This window comes from Marinifilum caeruleilacunae (genome assembly GCF_013141825.1).
Taxonomy (GTDB): Bacteria; Bacteroidota; Bacteroidia; order Bacteroidales; family Marinifilaceae; genus Marinifilum; species Marinifilum caeruleilacunae.
This window is the reverse complement of the sequence record NZ_RZNH01000007.1, coordinates 74,073-91,446: the sequence shown is the minus strand read 5'-3', so window position 1 is coordinate 91,446 and position 17,374 is coordinate 74,073. Positions and strand designations below refer to the sequence as shown.

The 17,374-nt window shown below is 38.1% G+C and carries 14 protein-coding genes; 7 read left to right on the top strand and 7 right to left on the bottom strand.

From position 1 onward, the window contains the following. Positions 1-6 precede the first annotated feature (6 nt). The 7 genes from rsxC (at position 7) to proC (ending at position 8,284) form a co-directional block, all read left to right on the top strand. A complete protein-coding gene (gene rsxC, locus ELS83_RS06350; RefSeq protein ID WP_171594697.1) occupies positions 7-1,335 on the top strand; it encodes an electron transport complex subunit RsxC in 1,329 nt (442 codons plus the stop codon). Between the two features lie 71 nt (positions 1,336-1,406). Continuing rightward, positions 1,407-2,402 (top strand): RnfABCDGE type electron transport complex subunit D, encoded by a 996-nt coding sequence (locus ELS83_RS06345; protein WP_171594696.1) that lies wholly within the window; start codon positions 1,407-1,409, stop codon positions 2,400-2,402. 2 nt (positions 2,403-2,404) lie between these two features. Beyond that, positions 2,405-3,013, top strand: coding sequence for an RnfABCDGE type electron transport complex subunit G (locus ELS83_RS06340; RefSeq protein WP_171594695.1), 609 nt, complete (start codon positions 2,405-2,407; stop codon positions 3,011-3,013). Then, entirely contained in the window at positions 3,013-3,597 is a 585-nt protein-coding gene (locus ELS83_RS06335; protein ID WP_171594694.1) for an RnfABCDGE type electron transport complex subunit E, read from the top strand. The genes ELS83_RS06340 and ELS83_RS06335 overlap by 1 nt, the downstream gene beginning before the upstream one ends. Before the next feature lie 11 nt (positions 3,598-3,608). Then, entirely contained in the window at positions 3,609-4,181 is a 573-nt protein-coding gene (gene rsxA, locus ELS83_RS06330) for an electron transport complex subunit RsxA (protein WP_171594693.1), read from the top strand. A 206-nt stretch (positions 4,182-4,387) separates the two neighbouring features. Then, the gene (locus ELS83_RS06325) at positions 4,388-7,225 is read left to right on the top strand and encodes an ATP-binding protein (protein ID WP_171594692.1); all 2,838 of its coding nucleotides are present in this window, start codon (positions 4,388-4,390) and stop codon (positions 7,223-7,225) included. A 252-nt stretch (positions 7,226-7,477) separates the two neighbouring features. Beyond that, positions 7,478-8,284, top strand: a complete 807-nt coding sequence (proC, locus tag ELS83_RS06320) for a pyrroline-5-carboxylate reductase (RefSeq protein WP_171594691.1) — start codon at positions 7,478-7,480, stop codon at positions 8,282-8,284. Positions 8,285-8,308: 24 nt separating this feature from the next. Here the strand turns inward: proC and ELS83_RS06315 are convergent, their stop codons facing one another. The 7 genes from ELS83_RS06315 to ELS83_RS06285 all read right to left on the bottom strand — a co-directional run bounded on the left by ELS83_RS06315 (position 8,309) and on the right by ELS83_RS06285 (position 17,370). After that, entirely contained in the window at positions 8,309-9,379 is a 1,071-nt protein-coding gene (locus tag ELS83_RS06315; RefSeq protein ID WP_171594690.1) for an adenylate/guanylate cyclase domain-containing protein, read from the bottom strand. Further along, positions 9,369-9,551, bottom strand: a complete 183-nt coding sequence (locus tag ELS83_RS06310) for a hypothetical protein (RefSeq protein WP_171594689.1) — start codon at positions 9,549-9,551, stop codon at positions 9,369-9,371. The genes ELS83_RS06315 and ELS83_RS06310 overlap by 11 nt, the downstream gene beginning before the upstream one ends. A 107-nt stretch (positions 9,552-9,658) precedes the next feature. After that, positions 9,659-11,035 carry a TolC family protein gene (locus ELS83_RS06305; RefSeq protein WP_171594688.1) on the bottom strand — a complete coding sequence of 459 codons (1,377 nt, stop codon included), beginning with the start codon at positions 11,033-11,035 and terminating at the stop codon, positions 9,659-9,661. A gap of 10 nt (positions 11,036-11,045) precedes the next feature. Beyond that, positions 11,046-14,108 carry an efflux RND transporter permease subunit gene (locus ELS83_RS06300; protein WP_171594687.1) on the bottom strand — a complete coding sequence of 1,021 codons (3,063 nt, stop codon included), beginning with the start codon at positions 14,106-14,108 and terminating at the stop codon, positions 11,046-11,048. Further along, positions 14,105-15,181, bottom strand: coding sequence for an efflux RND transporter periplasmic adaptor subunit (locus ELS83_RS06295; protein WP_171594686.1), 1,077 nt, complete (start codon positions 15,179-15,181; stop codon positions 14,105-14,107). The genes ELS83_RS06300 and ELS83_RS06295 overlap by 4 nt, the downstream gene beginning before the upstream one ends. Before the next feature lie 182 nt (positions 15,182-15,363). Continuing rightward, positions 15,364-15,939 (bottom strand): TetR family transcriptional regulator, encoded by a 576-nt coding sequence (locus tag ELS83_RS06290; RefSeq protein WP_171594685.1) that lies wholly within the window; start codon positions 15,937-15,939, stop codon positions 15,364-15,366. Between the two features lie 84 nt (positions 15,940-16,023). Further along, complete coding sequence (locus ELS83_RS06285; protein WP_171594684.1) at positions 16,024-17,370, bottom strand: sensor histidine kinase; 1,347 nt, start codon at positions 17,368-17,370, stop codon at positions 16,024-16,026. Positions 17,371-17,374: the final 4 nt, after the last annotated feature.

Below are 17,374 nucleotides of genomic sequence, written 5' to 3'. Positions count from 1 at the left end.
TAATCAGTGTTAAAAACATTTTCTATAGGAGGTATTCACCCGGCAGAAAACAAACTATCTGCTGATAGCGCAATCCAGGCATTGCCAATACCCCAAATGGTTAGCATTCCAATTTCACAACATATTGGTGCTCCTGCTACTCCTGTTGTAAAAAAGAACGACGAAGTTAAAGTAGGACAATTAATTGCCAAATCTTCAGGATTTGTATCCGCAAACATTCACTCTTCGGTTTCAGGAAAAGTATTCAAGGTAGATGATATCATGGATGCAAGCGGTTTCCGCAGAACTTCGATCATTATTAAGGTAGAAGGCGATGAATGGTTGGAACACATCGACCGAAGCGAAAAACTGCTTACAGAAATCAGCGCAAGCAAGGAAGAAATCATCAAAAGAGTTGGCGATGCAGGTATCGTTGGACTTGGTGGAGCTACCTTCCCTGCCCATGTAAAACTTTCGGTTCCTCCGGGAAAAACTGCAGAGGTATTAATTATTAATGCGGTAGAGTGTGAGCCTTATTTGACTTCTGACCACAGAATCATGCTTGAAAAAGGCGATGAAGTATTGGTTGGTACTCAGATTCTAATGAAAGCTTTGGAAGTGAATAAAGCAATTATTGGTATCGAGAACAACAAACCAGATGCAATTGCACACCTTACAAAATTGGCTACCAATTACGAAGGAATTGAAATTTGTCCTTTAAAAACACAATATCCACAAGGTGGCGAAAAGCAGTTGATTTCGGCAACCATCAAACGTGAAGTTCCATCGGGAGCCTTGCCTATTGAAGTTGGTGCTGTAGTTCAAAACGTAGGTACAGCTTATGCTGTTTACGAAGCAATTCAGAAAAACAAGCCACTAATCGAGCGTGTTGCTACCATTACAGGAAAATCGCTAAAGAACCCTTCGAACTGGATGTTCAGAATTGGTACTCCGGTTAAGGACATTATCGAAGCTGCTGGTGGTATGCCTGAAGATACAGGTAAAATTGTTGGTGGTGGTCCGATGATGGGTAAAGCCCTTTCGAGCGTCGATGTGCCATTAACAAAAGGAAGCTCTGGATTATTGCTACTTCCTCGTGAAGAAACTGCACGTAAGGCTACAAAAGCTTGTATCCGTTGTGGTAAGTGTGTTTCTGTTTGTCCGATGGGTCTTGAACCATACTTGCTTATGGTATGTGCCGATCAGAAAAATTACGAGCGACTTGAAAAAGATGCAGTTATGGATTGTATCGAATGTGGTTCTTGTAGCTATACCTGTCCTGCACACCGTCCTTTATTGGATTATATCCGATTAGGAAAAGGAAAAGTGGGTCAGATTATGAGAGCACGTAAATAATTAGCAATTCACAATGAGTTGAGATAAACACTCATTTACCAAATTAAAAATAAACTAATTAACAAATAGATATGAACACCAAAGTACTTGTCGCACCATCTCCGCATGTTCACAGTGGAGATTCCATACAAAAAAATATGTATGGTGTGGTATTTGCGATGCTTCCGGCGCTGCTGTTTTCGTTCTTTTACTTTGGATTAGGTGCTCTTGTAGTCACTCTAACCGCCGTAGCATCATGTTACTTATTCGAATTCTTAATTCAAAAATACATTTTACAAAGCGAGGTTACCATTAACGATGGTTCTGCCTTGATTACAGGTATTCTTTTGGCCTTTAATGTACCTTCAAATCTTCCTATTTGGATCATTATTATTGGTGCATTGGTATCAATCGGTATTGGTAAAATGACATTTGGTGGATTAGGGAATAACGTATTCAACCCTGCATTGGTTGGTCGTGTATTCCTTTTGATCTCCTTCCCGGTTCAAATGACAAGCTGGCCAAAACCTACCGGTCTTTCATCGGGATATATCGATGTTGAAACCGGAGCTACACCTCTTGCCATCATCAAAGAAGGATTAAATAGCGGACAGCCATTGTCTAAATTAATGTCTGAAATTCCATCTAACATGGATCTTTTCCTTGGTAACATGGGAGGTTCGATGGGTGAAATTGCTGGTGCTGCACTGGTTCTTGGATTGATTTACATGTTGATTCGTAAAATCATTACATGGCACATTCCAGTATCAGTAATAGGTTCTGTAGCCATTTTCACAGGAATCCTTCACATGGTAGATCCTGAAGCTTATGCTGGTCCGTTATTCCACATTTTAACTGGTGGTTTGCTATTGGGTGGTATCTTTATGGCAACCGACTATGTAACTTCTCCTATGTCGAACAAAGGAATGATTATTTACGGTATCGGAATTGGAGTTCTAACCGTAGTAATTCGTGTGTTTGGAGCATATCCTGAAGGAGTTTCATTTGCAATTCTGATTATGAATGCATTTGTACCGCTAATTAATGTGTATGTTAAACCTAAGCGTTTCGGCGAAAAAAGGAAATAATCATGGCTGGTAAAAAAGAATCTACATTTATAAATATGGTTCTGGTGTTATTCATTGTAACACTAGTTGCCTCAGCTGCATTGGGTGGACTTTATGAGTTAACCAAAGAGCCTATCGCCGCTGCAAAATTGGCTAAGAAATTAAAAGCAATTAAAGAAGTTGTTCCTGCATTTGATAACAATCCTAGCGAGGAAATGTATTCGGTTGAGATGCCTTCTGGTGATCTTTTGGAATTCTACCCAGCTAAAAAAGGAGATGAATTGGTGGGTACAGCTGTAAAAACATATACAGCCAACGGTTTCTCTGGTTACATCTGGATTATGGTTGGGTTCAAACCTGATGGTTCGATTAACAACTATTCGGTTTTGGAACACAAAGAAACTCCTGGATTGGGAACCAAAATGGAACCTTGGTTTAAAACTACTGACCCTACAAAAGCAAGTTGTTCGATTATTGGAAAAAATCCTGGATCGAATAACCTAACGGTGAGCAAAGATGGCGGTGAAGTTGATGCAATTACTGCAGCAACAATTAGCTCCAGAGCATTCCTTGAGGCTGTTCAGACTGCTTACAATGAGTATAACAAACAAATGGAAGGAGGAAGCAAGTAATGACGAATAAAGAGATTTTTTTAAGAGGATTTTTTAAAGAAAATGCTGTATTTACACTACTTCTGGGTATGTGTCCTGCACTGGGTGTAACCTCATCGGCCATTAACGGATTAGGGATGGGATTGGCTACAACATTTGTACTGATCATGTCTAATATCGTAATTTCCCTTGTTAGCTCGCAAATTCCTGATAAGGTAAAGATTCCATCATTTATTGTGATTATCGCATCCTTCGTAACCATGGTAGATTTGATCATGGCTGGTTACGCTCCTGCCCTACACGAACAATTGGGTGTGTTTATTCCACTTATCGTGGTAAACTGTCTTGTATTGGGACGTGCAGAAGCATTTGCATCGAAAAACAAGTTGGTTCCTTCAATTATTGATGGTGCAAGTATGGGACTTGGCTTCTCAATGGCACTTACAATGCTGGGAGCCGTTCGTGAATTTTTCGGCGCTGGAAAAATGTTCGGAATTACATTATACAGTGAGAACTATGGTATGTTGATTTTTGTATTGGCACCGGGAGCATTTATCGCACTTGGATACTTGATCGCATTTATTGACAAACTAAGAAAAGCTTAAGGAGGAAAAACATGGAATTTATTGTAATTATTATATCAGCAATATTCGTTAATAACGTAGTATTGATGCAATTCCTTGGAATTTGTCCGTTCCTTGGGGTTTCGAAAAAAGTAGAAACAGCTGTTGGTATGACTGGTGCTGTTACATTCGTAATGGTTCTTGCGACAATTGTAACTTACCTGATTCAAAACTATATCTTGAATCCATATAATATTGGTTTCATGCAGACCATTACCTTTATTTTGGTAATTGCTTCATTGGTACAGTTGGTTGAAATCATGCTAAAGAAAGTAAGTCCTGCATTGTACCAGGCATTGGGTGTTTTCTTACCACTGATTACTACAAACTGTGCGATTTTGGGTGTGGCCATTATGACCATCCAGAAAGACTACAGCCTTGTTGAAGCCGTTGTATTCTCAGCAGCATCTGCAGTTGGTTTTGGTTTGGCATTGGTACTATTTGCCGGACTGAGAGAACATCTTGATTTAGTAGAACTTCCTAAAGGTATGAAAGGTGCTCCGGCAGCTCTTATCGTTGCAGGTTTACTTGCAATGGCCTTCATGGGATTCTCAGGAATCGTATAAATCAAAATACAATTGATTATATTTCATAGCAGCTCATTTTGGGCTGCTTTTTTTGTTGAATAATTTCCCCTCTACGTAAGCAATAATAAACCCTTTATCAAAAATCTTGTGTAAATCCAACGGAATAACTAACTTAGAACTGAAAGCAGTCTTTTTAGCTGTTTTTATAAACCACTAATTACACACTAAATACAGGTCGAAGCTAAATGCTTAATAAGTTAAAATTTCGTACGAGAGTGCTTGCCGGATTCGGACTTATTTTACTGTTTACGGTATCATTCTTCGTCTTCTCTATTTTCCAGGTAAAAAAACTACGCTCCGAGTCGGAATTCATTTATACTCACACCTATACAGTCAGCAATAGCGTTCGAGATATCAATACACACATCCAGATCATGGAAAGTGCTATGAAAGATATCTTACTAGCCAACACACAGGAAGAATTCGATCAGGCCATCGATACCATCAACCTTTATCACTTAAAGGTAATGACAGAGTTTGATACTGTTTTTAACCGTTTTTTAGGAGATAAAAGAGATGTTGGAATCGCATATCACACTTTTGTGGAGTGGGAAGAGATCAGGAATGAAATTATTGACCTAAAAGTAAGTGGCAAAGAGCTAACTGCTAAAAAAATGGTTGATGGAATTGCCGCTACTCACCTAAACAAGCTGAAAGAAAAAACCAAAGTAATGACCGATTTTGCTGCTAACAAGGCAAATTCTAGTTATAAGGAAGCATCAGAAATGCATACCACCAACCTGTTTTGGTTCACCATTATTTCTATCATTATTGTCTTAATTTGTATCGCGATTACTTATATCATTTCGGATAGCATTTCAAGACCCATTAAAAAATTCATTTATAAGGCACAGGCAATTTACCAGGGACAAGGGCACGGTTCTGTAAAAAGAATTAGTGAAGAAAACCTGCTGAATCATTCGATAACAGAACTTACCGAAACCTACACCAAGTTGCAAAATGAGATTGTAGAACGTGAAAAAGGAGAACAAACCATTCGCGAACAGTACCAGGAAATTCATGATTACTCGGAACAGTTACGATCTTTTAATGAAAAACTGGAAGAAAGAGTAAAAGAGAGAACCACAGCCCTGGCAACCAGCGAAGAGAAATACAGAAACCTGATCAACGGAAGTACAGATATCATTTTGGTAAATGAGTATTTGGGAGATGGATCTTCAAAATTAATTGAAGCCAATGATACAGCTTGTATCCTGCTGGGTTATGCCCGCGAAGAATTACTTCAACTTTCCTTAGGCGATTTTATCGAAAATTTGAGCGAGGATTATATTGTTGATTCCATTAAACGACTAACTCGTGAAAAGCAGTTTACCAGCGAGCAGGTATTTGTTTCGAAATACGGCAAGAAAACTCCAATGGAGACTGTAAATCAGCTGGTAACTTTACAAGGGAAACATGTTATTCTCTCTACGGCACGTGATATCACCGAAAGGAAAAATGCACAGCAAGCTATTATTTCTAGCGAGAGAAGATTGAAGAAAATGATTCATAAATCTCCTCTTCCAATTGTGATTACGGATGACAAAAAGGATATCGAATTTTTCAATGATAAATTTATTGAACAATTTGGTTACACCTTAAATGATATCAGAACTTCGGAAGATTGGTACAGCAGATGTTACCCCGATGAAGCATATCGAAATACAGTGATAGAAACCTGGCAAAGCGCAATTGATAAAGCAAAACAGGATAACACGGATATTGAAAAGCAAGAGTTTCACATGACCACCAAAAAAGGTGAGCAAAGACATTGTGAATTCTTCATGGTTCCTTTCGATACTTCATCAATGATTATCATTAATGATATTACTCCTATCAGAGATTCGCAGACAGAACTTGTAAAAGCAAAGGAAAAAGCAGAAGAGAGTGATCGCTTGAAGTCTGCCTTCCTGGCAAACATGTCGCACGAAATCAGGACTCCAATGAATGGAATTATTGGTTTTGCCGATATGTTGAGAAAACCTGGTAAAACCGACGAACAACAAAATGTCTATGTCGATATCATTTACAAAAGTTCAAATCAACTTTTAAAAATTATTAACGATATACTGGACATCTCCAAATTGGATGCAGGCCAGACAATTATTAAAGAAACACAGTGTTCGATCAATTCAATTCTGGATGATTTACACATGCAGTTCAGCAAGGAAAATATTGCCGATGAAGAGATTGAATTTAGAGTGATTAAATCGCTTCCTAATGAGAAAACACTTGTGGTTACCGAAGAAAGAAAACTTCGCCAGGTGCTTTCAAACCTTCTGAACAATGCCTTTAAATTTACCTCATCGGGATATATTGAGTTTGGCTACAAATTAATGGATGAAGATTTCCTGGAATTCTACGTGAAAGATACAGGTATCGGTATCCAGAAAGAGAAGCAAGACATTATTTTTGAGCGCTTCCGCCAGGTGGAAGAATCCTTTACCAGGAAATATGGTGGAACCGGTCTGGGATTAGCCATTTCGAAAGGTTTTGTAGAACTTATGGGTGGTAAAATCAGAATGGCAACAGTTGAAGATAAAGGAACAACATTCTTCTTCACCATTCCATACAAGCCAGTCGATTCTGACATTGTTCCGGCAAAAAAGAAAACCAAAAAGAAAGATTACAAGTGGGACGATAAGCTGATATTGGTAGTTGAAGATGATGAAACCAACTACAAGTATATAGAAGCTGCTTTAAAGCCTACTAAAGTTAAAATACTTCATACCATATCAGGCAACAAAGCCATAGAACTAAGCCTGCGAAACCCTACCATTAACCTGGTTTTAATGGACCTTCGTTTACCGGATATCAATGGACTTGAAGCAACTCAATCGATCAAGAAAATGAGAGATAATCTTCCGATTATTGCTCAAACCGCGAATGCTTTCAGAGAAGACAAAAACAAGAGCATTGAAGCCGGATGCGACGATTTTATTGCCAAACCATTTGATGAGAAGAAACTTTTGGAGACCATCAACAAATATTTTAAAAAGGGTCGTAAAATCGAAGCTCAATAAATAGAAATTAAAGTATAAAATCATATCTCGGCCTGTTTACAAAAAAGTAAGCAGGCTTTTTTTATTTGCTTTGATTTGAGGATGTTCAAACCTGACAAACTCAAAGATTTTTGTTCTTTGTAGCATTCAATCCATACAGCGAAGTTTTTATACTCTATAACACAAAAAATCATATGAAATAGGGATGTTATAAATCTGCAAACTTAATTAGCTTTGCAGCCGCAATTGTATATATACTAACAAACATTTCAAATGATATCAAAGAACATTGCAATTTTAGGGGGAGGTAACCTGGGTGCCTCTATTGCAAAAGGTTTGGTAAAAAGTGGCTTGCTACAGGCCAGTCAAATTACCGTTACCAATCTTGAGTTACACATGATTCAGCCATTGCAAGATGAAATTGGTGTGAACATCACTACCAATAATATCGAGGCAATTAACAATGCTGAAATCGTAATTGTTGCCGTAAAACCAACAGTGGCTCATGCGCTTTTAGCGGATATAAAACCAGCTCTTCAGAAAGATAAAAAAGTATTAATTTCGGTTATATCGGGCGTTAAACTACAGGATCTTGAAAATGTACTGGAAGATGTACCGGTAATTAGAGCAATGCCAAATACCGCTATTGCGATACAGGAATCTATTACAGCTTTATCTTTTAACGAAAAAGGATTGGCATACAAAGACGAAGTCGTTGAGATTTTCGACCAATTGGGTACTACCATGATTATTCCGGAGTCGAAAATGCCAGCAGCAACCGTATTGGCATCCTGCGGAATTGCCTTTGCATTGCGATTTATGCGTGCTGCATCGCAGGGAGGAATCGAAATCGGATTATCGTCGAAAGAATCGTTAGAAGTTGCTGCTCAAATCATGAAAGGTGCTTCGAAACTGATTATTGAAAATGGAACTCACCCAGAGCCGGAAATCGACAAGGTGACAACTCCACTTGGCGTTACCATTAAATCGCTAAACAAAATGGAGCATGAAGGATTTAGTTCTTCTCTTGTTCAGGGTGTTGTAAGCGGTCACAAAAAAATATTGGAAACAGAATCGTAATCATACAGATAAACAGCTCATTGCCTAGCAAATTTTATACAGCGTGGTAGTGAGCTGTTTTCCATTTAAAAGCACCGAGCCCAAAGGTTCGTACCAGCCATCGAAAAATTGGTTCGATTTTAATTCCTGAATCAGATTTCCTGATACCAGTAGCTTCGATTGATAAGAATTACACAAACCTTGTATGCGTGAAGCCGTGTTAATAGCATCGCCATGATAGGCAATTTCAGATTTTAACTCTCCCACTTCGGCTACCATTACCTTTCCGGAATGAACACCAGCTTTAAATACCGGAATTAAACCATATTCCTTCTGATAGTAGGCCTTTTTCTTATTGAGCTCATCCATAAAATCGAAAAATACCTGCAAGCATCTCTTATTCTTAACACCATCCTCGAGTTTCCAGGTAAGCACCACTTCATCGCCTACGTATTGATAGATTTGAGCTTCGTTTTTTGCAATGGCAGGAGAAATATCCTTGAAACAATCCTGAATCAACCTGCTGTATTTAAAATGTCCCAAACGCTCGGCATAAGAGGTAGACGATTTTAGATCCATGAACAAAAAGATACGCTCTTCCTCTTTGGGTTTGTAATATCGGCCCAATAAAAACTTAATTAACACTCCCCTTCCTAACTTATTATCTATCTCGATAAAAATTTCGATCAGTGTTCCTACAATAAAGAAATAAGCCAGAATGGAATAGAACATTTGAGAATTGTAGAGATCCATTAGCTGCTGAAAACTCTTGGGAAAATCATCGAAAATAAAAATATCACTCAAGTGATAAATGACATAAAGTAGTAAATAAGCACTTAAGATATTAACCGATACCGAGGTGATAATGCTGAGCGAATAGGTAGGAATATAGCGTCGCAGAGAACGGGAAACTTTAAAAATAATTCCCCAAATAAAGCCTGCAAGTATACCCGACCAGAATGAATTGTTCAGGTCGGCAACACGCGAAGTTGACAAAAGCTTGGTTTCTTCTACCTGGAAAGCCATTAAAAAGAAAAATGCCAAAATCCAGGTTAGAATGATAGATCCAAAGTAAGTTAAAGTATTATATGTATATCCAATGAATCTATTTTCCATGATTGCAATTGATAAATGTGACCAAATCATCAAGCTGTTCTTTGGTGTTAATCACATACTCATTGTTCACTTTTAAGCGAAACAAATGCGTTTTGATAATATGCACATTATTTTTTGAGGGATTGTCCAAACTTTTAACTGCCTCATTATAGAGCGAATCTCTATCTTTCATACTTTTGTGACTTTATATAAACCAAGAGAGGACGAATTACAAAGTTGAAAGAACCACCAATCAACCACATCCTACTGCTGTAATTCAATCCTCTCTTTCCCACTATATTAATTTGCTAATTCACCGATTGCTTTTAAGAAACCGGATTCTTTTAATTTGAAATTGATTTTGGCATCGATTAGCTCGGTATGAGCCTGTTGCCAAAATGCCTGTGCATCCAACATTTCGGTTGCATTTGCCAAACCTTCGTAAAAACTGTTCTTAGTAATTGACACATTCTCTTCTGCCTGGCTCATCGAGATATCAGCCAACTCTTTTTGCTGATAAGCCTCCTGTAAATTGAAGTAGGCTTGCTGTACCTCGAGACTTACCAAATCTTTGGTTCGATCCAACTGAAGTTCGCGTTGCCTTGTCTGGTATTTTTTAGCTGCAACCCTATGCTTTCTCTCATTCCAGTGAAATATTGGAACCGATAAGCTTGCCTGAACCGACAAATTTTGACGGGATTCCATCAGGTTCTCAATTTTACTGGTATAACCATAGGATGCTCCAACTCCCAATTGTGGCAAATAGTCAGCACGAGTACTAATCTCTTCTTGCTTATCGATTTCAACCTGCTTGCCCAACATCAGAATTTCGGGGCGTTGTTGCATGGCTTTTTGAATGAAGTTATTCTCGATACTTTTATTCTCCACCAGTATAAGTGTATCGGAAGTAATTATCTCTGTTTTTAAATCTTTACCAATTACCTGGCACAAAGCCATACTTGAAAGTACGCGGGCATTTTTAATTCTGAACAGGTCGAGTTTAGCCTGATTGAATTGCACCTGTGCTTTTAGCAATTCGTTTTTGGTGGTCAGTTCCAGGTCGAAAGCATTCTTTAAATCGGTAACCAGTTGATTCAACATATCAACATACTTTTCGGCTACTTTTACTCTTTCGTTTACCGATACCAAATTCCAGTAGGCCTCATCGGTTTCCATCGTTACTTCGGAAGCTTCCAATTTTCGATTGAACAATGACAAATCGGAACCCAATTTGGCCATATTGTAATTGCTTCTCACCTTTCCACCGGCATAAATTGGCTGACTAAGAATCAGGTTTGCACTGTAGTAATCGATGTTTCCCATCTCCATTTGCAAACCTGGAAAATAAACATCGCTATCGCCCGTGTAGTTTCCCAATCGAGCCTCATCTATACTATTGGCTGTTGGCAGGAAAAATCCTGGCAAGGAAATATCATCGATATCATGCAAATAGTTATAATTTCCTTCTGCACTAAGATTTGGTAAAAAATGTGTGAATGCAAATTTTACATTCGACTCACTTTCTGAGATCAGTTCATCGGCAATTTTAATTCGCTGATTGTATTCCAGGGCCAATTTACGACTCTCTTGCAACGATAGTGTTTCCTGCCCAAATCCCTGAAATGAACACAGGGAAATGGCAACAAACGCATATATTTTGAATTTTAATAATTTCATGAAAATTGTATTATAAATCCATAACCTTTTTGGTATTCACACGATAAAATACCGCATACAATACCGGAACAACAATTAATGTAATGATTGACCCAATCAACAATCCGAACATGATGGCAACAGCCATTCCGCCAAATAATTCATCAGAAATCAACGGAATCATACCCAATATGGTCGTAAAAGATGCCATAATTACCGGGCGCATTCTGGAAACTGCAGAATCGATAATGGCCAGCAATACATCTTTCCCTTCACTAATATCCAGGTTGATTTGGTCGAGAAGTACCACTGCATTTTTAATCATCATCCCCATCAATCCGAGTGTTCCCAATACAGCCATAAAACCAAATGGTTTTCCGGTAATCCACAACCCATAGCTAACACCAATAAATGCAAGTGGCAGAATGGTTAAAATGATAATTGGCTGACGGAAATTATTAAACAGCATCATGATAATAATTACCATTAGTAAAAATGCCAGTGGCAAGAATTTCGCGATATTTTCGTTCGCATCGGCACTATTTTTATGCTCGCCCAACCATACCAAATCGTAACCTACGGGCAATGGAATAGCTTCGATTTTCTCGTGCACTTTGTTGAATACATCTGGTGCATTATAACCAGGAGCTGGATCGCATTGTGCTTTAATTGCTCTGCGTCTGTCGTATCGTTTAATAACCGGATCTTCAAACTCAATGTCAATATCAGAAATTACCTGGCGCAATGGAATACTTTGTGGTCTGGCACCCCATACAGGTGTATTTTCCAATGATTCCACATACTTGTCGCTATCAACCGTTGTTTTAAGATAGATTGGTAAAATATCATCTGCTTTTCTAAACACTCCAATCGCCAAACCATCGGTAGCACAAGCCAAAGCATTCGAAACATCGGAACGATTGATTCCTGTAATTCTTGACTGCGCTTGTGAAAAGCGAGGATTCCATACTTTCACCTGGTTTTTCCAGTCGTTGGTAACCTTTACTGCAATTGGTTCTTCCTCCATAATACGTTCTGCCTTTTCCGACAATTCTCTCAAAACTTTTGGATCAGGACCTGAAAATTTTGCCTCAATCATCGACTCCGTCGAAATCGGAGAATAGTACCTTACCCTGGCCCTTACCCAAGGATAATTTTTATCCAGGTAAGTTTGCAATTCAGCTCCAAATCGAACTGTAGTTTCATAATCTTTGGTATCGATTACCAACTCACCATAGTTTGCATTGCTGTTGGTAAATGGTCTTACCAAAGTATACCTGGCCGGCGTAGAACCTAAACTTGTTGTAACATTTAACACATCTTCCTGTTCTAGCAAATAAGCTTCCAGGTCCGTCAATTCTCGCTCTACTGTTTCAATGTCAGACCCCTCAGGCAACCAATATTCAACAATAAACTGGTTGTATTCGAGGTTAGGCATAAACAACTGTTTCACATATTTAAATACAAATACTGCCGAAACGAACATCAAAACGGTAACAGCCAAAATCATGCTTTTGTGGCGAAGCGAATATTTTACAAAGTGACGAAATTTCTGGTAGAATTTTCCTGCATAAGGATCTGCTTGTTCTTCCGCACCTTCTTGCTTCTCATACTTTTTACCTCTTAAAAACAGATCGCAGAAATATGGTGTTTGTGTTAGAGCCAAAATCCAACTTAGAAATAAAGAAATACCTACTACCTGGAACAAACTGGCACAAAACTCACCTGTACTATCTGGCGAAAGGTAAATGGGAAGGAATGCAAGAATGGCAACAACCGTAGCACCCAACAAAGGCATTGCCGTTTGTTTCGATGTTCGGCTCATGGCCTCTTCTCGTTTCAAACCCTTTTTTAGATCCACCAAAATTCCATCGGCAATTACAATGGCATTATCCACCAGCATTCCCATTGCAATAATAATGGCTGCCAGACTAACACGCTGTAATGTGATGTCGACACTTAACATGACAATAAATGTTCCCAAAATGGTAAATATCAAACCACTACCAATTAATAATCCGGTACGGAAACCCATTGCCAACAACAAAACAAATACAACAATTAAAACCGATTCTATCAGGTTAATCATGAACTGCTCAATGGCAACACTTACTCGCTCTGGCTGATAAAAAATACGATTGATATTGATCCCAACAGGAACATTTGTTTTCAGTTCATCAATTCTTTGCTGTACTCTTTCTCCCAGTTCAATTACATTTCCACCTTTCTCCATGGCAATGGTAAGACCAATGGCAGGAACCTGGTTGTACTTCATTTTACTGGAAAATGGACGTACATAGTCTTCTTTGATCTGAGCGATATCCTTTAGGAAAATTGGATTTTCATCGTTAGCCGAAATCAGAATGTTTTTTAGGTCATCCAATTTGTGAAAACTTCCATCCGAAGCAATTCGAATTCTGTCGCCGCCCACTTTTAAACTACCTGGGTTTACCATGCTATTCTGCTGATTCAAAATCTGAATGACATTGGCAGGATGGATTCCCAAATAGGCCATTTTTTCCTGGGATAATTCAACATTAATGCAGGTTTCCTGTTCTCCAAAAAGATTGATTCTTTTCACACCATCAACCTGTAGCAATTCCCTTTTCATATACCTGGCATAATCCTGAAGCTCTTCTCCCGAATAACCATCTCCACTTAAGGCAAGAAAAATTCCATACACATCGCCAAAATCATCTACTACCATTGGTTTCGAAGCTCCCTGTGGCAAGGCAGGAGTAATATCGTTCACCTTTCTTCTAAGGATATCCCACAATTGAGGTAACTCGTCAGTTTTTACAGTCTCACTAATATTCACTGTAATTTCAGAATATCCTGCCATCGATCTGGATTGAATATCTTTGATATTATCCATAGCCTGTATGGCAGTTTCCAAAACATCCGTTACACGAAGTTCAACTTCGTGGGGCGATGCTCCAGGATATTGCGTGATGACCAAAGCAGATTTTACACTAATTTCTGCATCTTCGAGTTTTCCCATCTTAAAGAAGGAGAAAACCCCTCCTATGGTCAAAGCGATTAGTACAAAGAGCAATACTTTTCGCTGTTTTAATACAGCTTCTGTAAAATTCATAACTGCCCTCCTACATTGGTATTAGACTTCTTTACCAACATTTTCACTTTTTGTCCTTCTCTTAAGGAATGAACACCTGCAGCAACAATTATTTCACCATTCGAAATGCCATCTGCCAGGTTCACCATACCTTTGGAGTCGAATCCCAACATTTTCACCTCACGCTGTTTTACACATTGCTTGTTATTATCGAAAATCCATACGTATGATTTCCCTTTATTGCTGAATACTGACTCTACAGGAACTTTATAGCTTTTTGTACCTTCAGATTTTAATGAAACGCTAACACTTGCAACCATTCCTGGTACAACCTGTTGCTTATTGGCATCCAACTGAAGTCTCATTTTAAAAAAGTTATCTCCATTTGGTTTTCTTTCGATATCGATTAAACTCAAATTGAAATTGGTATTTTTAAAGTTTTCGAAGCTACAAGTAAAAGATTCAAAGGTGTTTCTCATCAAAAAATCATTCTCACTTAAGGCAACTGTAACTTCCAGGTTGTTTAAATCAAGAATGGATACAATGGGCTGACCTGCTCCGATTTTCTCAAAATTCTCAACAAACATACTTTGAATGTAGCCCGTAAAAGGCGCATATATCTTGGTGTCTTCCAATGCATTTTCTGCAGCTTCTTTCTGTGCTCTTGCCAACTTAAATGCAGCCTGGGTTTGATCGTACACACTTTTCGAAGTACTCTTTTTTTGATACAAAGCCGCATACCTTTCTGCTTGCAACTTCGCATTTTCGTAATTGGCATTTGCCGACTCCAGATTCACTTTAAAATCTCTCTTATCGAGTTCGGCAATTACTTCACCTTTTTTCACGAACTGGCCCTGGTCTACATTTAGCTTCACCAATGGTCCGGGTACCTGGAAAGCCATTCGTACCTCTCTCGATTCTTTTACCAGACCTGTAAACACCTTTGTTTGCTGATTCCCACTTGCATTCACCTTAAATATTTTCACAGGTTGCACAAGCTCTACCTTCTTTTCATTCTTGTCTTTACAAGAAAAAAGACCTGCCGTTATTACCATCAGCAGAATTAAGATCTTTGTAGTTTTCATCATTTTCATTCTTACCACCTTTTGAACTCTTTCTGTTCATTGAGTTCATTTTTAACCAAAAAATATATGGAGTTGTTTTACCCCAATAGTATTCAAATTACATTTTGAACTTTAATCGTTCACTTAGTTCATTTCCGTCACAAAAATAAGAAGCATATTTCAATACTCCTTACATTTAAGTTTAATTTTATCTAAATTTCTATTCCCATTCCTCTCAGAACACAGGTAAATGATGCTCTCAATCGGGCTATGGTTTCTTCTTCAGAATATTGTTCTGTCACATAAAACTCATTTAAATGCTGTAATGCATCTATACAATACTCTACATTAATATCCTGTCTTATTTCTCCATTTTTCTGCCACTCCCTGTAGCGATTGGTCACAAATTCTGTCTCAGATTTAAACTTTTCGTCTACCTCTTTCTCAATTAAAGGGTATTCTTTATAAATCTGTTGCACCAAAATTTTCTGTGCCTGAATTGCATAATCGAAGTAATTATCCAAAAAGTCTTTTGTTGCCTTTACCGGATCATCTATTAATCGGAAAGGTTCGAGCATTTTAATAAAGTTCACCTCGAAAATTCTAAACGCAATTTGCCTGATCAAATCCTCCTTGGTTCCAATAATCTTATACAGTGTTGCTTTGGCAAGGCTGCACTCTTTCGCAAGTTCAACCATATTTAAACCACGCAAGCCATACTTCATAATCATCTCCATAGCAACCTTGGTTACTCTCTCCTGCACTTCTATTTTATCAATTTTTGCCACAACTGAACGCATTTAGTATTTCGAGTACAAATATAGATGAAAATTCGATTCATCAATATCAATTTAGATTTTTTAACACTCGTTTTATGGATTAAAGTGAAGTTTAAAAACAGTTGGTCCTCCTTCTTGCGAGGTAAAGCTTAGTGTTCCCTTGTGCAATTTCATTAACTGGCGCGATAAACTAAGCCCAACACCCGAGCCACTTTTTTTGGTGGTGAAAAAGGGAGTAAAAACTTCATCCCTATTCTCATCCGATATTCCACAACCATTGTCTTCGATCTCCACAAGAACACGACCTTCACTCTCTTGTATTATTCTAATGATAATAGATTTATCCTCTTTTCCAATCAATGCCTGAATGGAGTTATTAACCAGGTTAATTAAAATCTGATCGATCATAGATGGGTCGGCATTTACTTCCAACACCTCTTTAGGATGTACAACATGCACTTCTATTCCAGCCTCTTGTAAATTCTCTCTTAAGAGCTTTAGATTCTGCTCTATCCGTTCCAATAAATTAATTTGCTTGAAATTAGGACTTGGCAGTAAGGTTAAATCTCTAAATCGGCTTACAAAATCGACCATTCCAATTGTCCTTTCTTCAATAATTTCGAGGCCTGTTACAACATCTTCGCTTTCTTCCTGGCTAATATTACTTCCCTCAGGTTGGTTTTTAAAGATTTCTGATATGGTTCCAATTGAGGAGTTAATCGGGCTCAAGGAATTCATAATTTCGTGGGTTAACACCCGAATTAACTTGTGCCAGGCATCCAATTCCTTTTCGTCAAGCTCCTGTTGGATATTTTGAAAAGAGACCAATTTAATTTCCTCTCCGCTTAATTTTAGTCTTGTCGCCTTTATGGCAAGCTGAACCAGTTCATTGTTTCTTTGTAGCGAAAAAAGCTTTTTTTGCGAAGGTTCAATTTCAAGAATTGTATTGCATAAACCGTCCTGAATTCTATCCAAATCTTCGACCCGATACAAGTAAAGTTTATTAAATATTTCCTGGGCGGCTTTATTAAAAAGAAGTACTTTGCCTTTAGAATCTATTGATATCAGTCCAATGGCAACATGCTCAACCAAGACTTTGAAATACTGATCCTGATTCTGATTCTCAATCTTAATTCGCTGAATATCTTTATTAATATTATCGAATTGCTGATACAGCTTCTGATAGTCCTTGGCTTTTCTAGAGTTAAATTTCACACTTGAATCGTGATTTCGTACAGTGCTAAAGAAATGCTCCAAATCGCGGTTTACTTTATTCAGTTTTCGAACAAAAAATACAATCTGTATGCACAGTAAAATCAGTAAGTTTACCAAAATTAATACATCCTGATATTTGAACCATATAAATGCCAACAACATACAGTTTACAAGTAATCCCAATACCCGAAACAGAATTATAAAATATAATCTTCGATACATCATAAGC

Bases quoted from the DNA above. Each gene is read 5' to 3' on its own strand.
- rsxA (WP_171594693.1), top strand. From the start codon at position 3,609: ATGGAATTTATTGTAATTATTATATCAGCAATATTCGTTAATAACGTA.
- ELS83_RS06310 (WP_171594689.1), bottom strand. From the start codon at position 9,551: ATGAAAGATAGAGATTCGCTCTATAATGAGGCAGTTAAAAGTTTGGAC.
- ELS83_RS06300 (WP_171594687.1), bottom strand. From the start codon at position 14,108: ATGAATTTTACAGAAGCTGTATTAAAACAGCGAAAAGTATTGCTCTTT.
- ELS83_RS06325 (WP_171594692.1), top strand. From the start codon at position 4,388: ATGCTTAATAAGTTAAAATTTCGTACGAGAGTGCTTGCCGGATTCGGA.
- ELS83_RS06345 (WP_171594696.1), top strand. From the start codon at position 1,407: ATGAACACCAAAGTACTTGTCGCACCATCTCCGCATGTTCACAGTGGA.
- ELS83_RS06305 (WP_171594688.1), bottom strand. From the start codon at position 11,035: ATGAAATTATTAAAATTCAAAATATATGCGTTTGTTGCCATTTCCCTG.
- ELS83_RS06285 (WP_171594684.1), bottom strand. From the start codon at position 17,370: ATGATGTATCGAAGATTATATTTTATAATTCTGTTTCGGGTATTGGGA.
- ELS83_RS06315 (WP_171594690.1), bottom strand. From the start codon at position 9,379: ATGGAAAATAGATTCATTGGATATACATATAATACTTTAACTTACTTT.
- ELS83_RS06340 (WP_171594695.1), top strand. From the start codon at position 2,405: ATGGCTGGTAAAAAAGAATCTACATTTATAAATATGGTTCTGGTGTTA.
- proC (WP_171594691.1), top strand. From the start codon at position 7,478: ATGATATCAAAGAACATTGCAATTTTAGGGGGAGGTAACCTGGGTGCC.
- ELS83_RS06335 (WP_171594694.1), top strand. From the start codon at position 3,013: ATGACGAATAAAGAGATTTTTTTAAGAGGATTTTTTAAAGAAAATGCT.
- ELS83_RS06295 (WP_171594686.1), bottom strand. From the start codon at position 15,181: ATGAAAATGATGAAAACTACAAAGATCTTAATTCTGCTGATGGTAATA.